4 protein-coding genes are annotated in these 2,442 nt (G+C 42.3%); 3 read left to right on the top strand and 1 reads right to left on the bottom strand.

Features of this window, described 5'->3' with window-relative positions; translation table 11 throughout:
* The coding region (locus F6K63_RS36575; RefSeq protein ID WP_287314968.1) for a transposase at positions 1 to 537 on the top strand (537 nt) is incomplete at its 5' end.
* Between the two features lie 28 nt (positions 538 to 565).
* Positions 566 to 877, top strand: coding sequence for a hypothetical protein (locus F6K63_RS36570; RefSeq protein ID WP_287314966.1), 312 nt, complete (start codon positions 566 to 568; stop codon positions 875 to 877).
* 142 nt (positions 878 to 1,019) lie between these two features.
* On the opposite strand, the gene F6K63_RS36565 is transcribed toward F6K63_RS36570, so the two are convergent.
* Positions 1,020 to 1,325 (bottom strand): hypothetical protein, encoded by a 306-nt coding sequence (locus F6K63_RS36565; protein WP_502708408.1) that lies wholly within the window; start codon positions 1,323 to 1,325, stop codon positions 1,020 to 1,022.
* Between the two features lie 204 nt (positions 1,326 to 1,529).
* Here F6K63_RS36565 and F6K63_RS36560 point away from each other — a divergent pair, with 204 nt between their 5' ends.
* Entirely contained in the window at positions 1,530 to 2,327 is a 798-nt protein-coding gene (locus F6K63_RS36560) for a sulfotransferase-like domain-containing protein (RefSeq protein ID WP_287314964.1), read from the top strand.
* The last annotated feature ends 115 nt before the right edge of the window (positions 2,328 to 2,442 follow it).

Genomic DNA, 2,442 nt, shown 5'->3' with positions numbered 1-2,442 from the left:
GGACGCTCTATGACCTTGGCTCAAACAGTGATCGAGCATGGCAGCGCCACGGTTGCCTTTGAGCAGTATCAGGGGGTTTTAGAAACTGCTAAAACTTTGGTGCCCCTCGGCTGTCACGTTACCTTATTAGCTGACCGGGGCTTTGAACATGGTGCATTGCTACGCTGGTTACGCCAACAGCACTGGGCTTGGGTGATTCGGGTCAAGTCTGATTTGTTAGTCACCTTAGCCTCGGGACGAACCCTCTTGGTTCAAGCATTGCTGCCGCCCCCAGAGCAAGCGTATCTGTTCAAAGAGGTCACTGTCTTAGGGGATCTTGATTGCCATTTGGCCACGGCTCATGTCCCTACCGCTGAAGACCCCTGGGCGGTCAAGTCTCGTCAACCACCCTCACTCAAAACCAAGGAGCTCTATGGCAAACGCAATGGCTGCATTGAACCGCACTTCAAAGATTACAAGTCGGCTGCCTTTGATATCCTGCGTTCTGGCTTGCGGGATGAGAAAGGGCTTACTTGCTTGGTGATGTTGCAAGGGTAGTGCTTCACTCATTGCTTTGATACTGGGCATGATGCTCGTTCTCTCGGGCCAGCGCCCTCGGATTGATTGGCATGGCCAAAGGGGACTGAGTTTTCTGCAACTTGGCTTGCGGGAACTGGCTCGGCTTTGCTATCAACGCTTACCGTTACCCAAACTTATTGGCTTGACAAGATACAATCCTCCCCCTGCTTCGGCTTCGTTGCGAAAACAGGATGAATGGAACTACCGAATTGAGTTTAGTAGGGTCGTGTTTATTCTCAACCTGAGACTTCTCAGAGTTTTCTGCACCACCAAGAGAATTACCACTTATCTCACCATCAAAGAGTGGAGGAAGTATTAGAGTCTAAACGCTTCAAAGCCTTACTGGGAGAGGTTTTAAAACCTGCGGATTTTTCAAATCAAAATATCTTTGGTTTAACTAGCCAAGGTCCCCGAAAAGTTTCTATATTATCTCCGGCTGCTTATTCGGCTATAGGAATATATCAAATAAAGTAAACAAAAAAAGAGAAAGAGCTAGGAAACCAAATAGTTTCAAAATTTAAAGTTGGTAAAGATAAAAAGCGCTGTAGTCTTTTTCTTCTACTTTCAAACTTTATTCCAAGAGGTAAAGCATTGGCTAATTTTTCTAGGCTAACTCTTTTGATTGATTGTAGTAGAATAACTACAATATTTGCTAAAATAGAATTACGATCCTTTAGTTTAAATTTTAGATGGTTTTGATATAATAATGGTAACATTTTCAACAGATAGGTCTTATTGACAATGAAAGACCTATCTTTTTCTACCACAGATCGTTACACTCTTGATGTATCAATCGTTTCAATCGCTATCGTCGCCCCCCCAGGAACTGGTGGGCTGTTTGAAAAACATGGATGAGACAAAGATTAAAAGAATTCAAAACAGTCAGAGAATGCGTAGATGCTGCATTCAAAAATTGTCCTAACGTATGCGCGTAGCACTATATAATCGAAGTAATAGTTTGGATAAGTTTTATGTTAATCAACACTCTGTCCACTCATAAACACATTACAATGTGGAGTTGTCCCAGAAGTCGTTCAACATTAATTACACGGTCTTTTGAGCAATTAGATGGATGTATAATTTTTGACGAACCCCTGTATGCTCCATATCTCTTGGATCATGCTTTTGACCATCCTGAAAGGGAAGCTGTGATTGCTCACAGGGAAACTGACTATCAGAAAGTTATTCAACAGATGACCAGCGATTTGCCAGAGGGGGCTTCTTTTTCATTTCAAAAGCAGATGGCTAAACATGTTCAGCCCCATGATGATCTAAACTGGATCAAGTCTCTCTATAATTTTTTTCTAATTAGAAATCCCCAGGAAATTATTCTGTCCTACAGTAAAGGATGCTCCAAAGTTACTCCCAATGAAATTGGGATGAAAGACGTTTACAATTTATTCAAAAAAGTAGAAGAATTCAGGGGAAGAACTCCTCTGGTTGTTGATTCTACTGACTTGATTAAAAATCCCCCAGCTTATTTAAGCTTAATCTGTAGCGACCTAGAAATTTCTTATTCTGAAAAAATGCTGAGTTGGGAACCGGGATTAGAAAAAAGCAATCACTCTAATAATCCATTCCCTTGGCTCTGGACAGGGGACTTGCCCATGACAAGCTGGTACTCCAATATTGATCAATCGGCAAGTTTTCTACCCTATGAAGAAAAGGAGGTTCACTTGCCCAATAAACTGATTCCCGTTTTTGAAGAATGTCTTCCTTTTTATGAAAAATTGTATCAACATCGTCAGGTCATTGATCTGGTTGACTGACAAAAGTTGAGCGCGATTTCACGAACCCCTTACCAGGGATGGGCGCTTTGGGCATTGACATCTGGTTGGGGGAGCCAGCATTCTCAGGAAAGAAACCACTCACATCCCAAAAATG

Origin of the sequence: Moorena sp. SIO1G6 (assembly GCF_010672795.1) — a bacterium.
Lineage (GTDB): Bacteria > Cyanobacteriota > Cyanobacteriia > Cyanobacteriales > Coleofasciculaceae > Moorena > Moorena producens.
The sequence above is the reverse complement of the archived record's forward strand: the minus strand, read 5'-3'. Positions and strand labels throughout refer to the sequence as shown.

Bases quoted from the DNA above. Each gene is read 5' to 3' on its own strand.
- F6K63_RS36570 (WP_287314966.1), top strand. From the start codon at position 566: ATGATGCTCGTTCTCTCGGGCCAGCGCCCTCGGATTGATTGGCATGGC.
- F6K63_RS36560 (WP_287314964.1), top strand. From the start codon at position 1,530: ATGTTAATCAACACTCTGTCCACTCATAAACACATTACAATGTGGAGT.